Below are 748 nucleotides of genomic sequence, written 5' to 3'. Positions count from 1 at the left end.
GCCGGCGGGCGGAGGCAACCATCGCGCTGCCGCGATCCCGGGCCGCCGCGGTGCTGCCGATGTTCAACAGCGCGGCGAGCTCCCGCTCGACAAGCTCAAGGAACCCTCGGCTGTCGGCGGGCACCATCGGCCCGACCTCGCCCAGCAGCGCGGCGACCGACGACTCCCCCGCGAGCATGCCGGTGAAGGTCAGTGCCTGGGCTGCGACGTCGTCGAAACGCCGCTGGGCGGCAAGGTGGCGGGCCACCTCGACCAGATCCGCGAACTCGGCGCGCCCCGTCTCAATGCGAGCCAGCCGCATCCGCTCGGCCCTGCCGTGTCGCTCCGTCCGCGTCTCGGGCTCGACGTCAGCCAGCCAGTGGGCGATCCACGGGTGGACGAGCACATCGCCGTCGAGGCGCAGCAGCAGCGTCCGGTCCGCGAGCCGCCGGACGGCCGCGGCGACCATCCGGTGTTGTGCCCGGTCGGGCTCGGCCCCCTGCCACGCGAACGCAAGATCGTCGACGGACATCGGAGCGCTGGACACCGCCGCCTGCAGGAGAAGTGCGCGCTCGTCCGCCGTCACCGTCGCGAGCAGCAGCTCCAGGACGATGTCCCGGCTGCCGAGCAGAAGGGCATCATCCACCGCCTCGCCGAAAGTGCGATCATCCAGCAGGTCGATGCCGAGCGTGTCGGCCAGATCGCTGATCTTCTCGGTGACCTCCAGCAGGTTTGCCGCGCCGTTGCGCAACAGCGCGTCGACGAACTC

Annotated in this window: 1 protein-coding gene; it reads right to left on the bottom strand. The window is 71.4% G+C overall.

The annotated features are described in order from the left end of the window. A partial coding sequence (locus U9977_RS12640) for a hypothetical protein (RefSeq protein ID WP_322749434.1) occupies positions 1-748 on the bottom strand: 748 nt, incomplete at both ends.

This window comes from Protofrankia sp. Cas8 (assembly GCF_963555845.1).
In the GTDB taxonomy this organism is placed as follows: Bacteria; Actinomycetota; Actinomycetes; order Frankiales; family Frankiaceae; genus Protofrankia.
The sequence above is the reverse complement of the archived record's forward strand: the minus strand, read 5'-3'. Positions and strand labels throughout refer to the sequence as shown.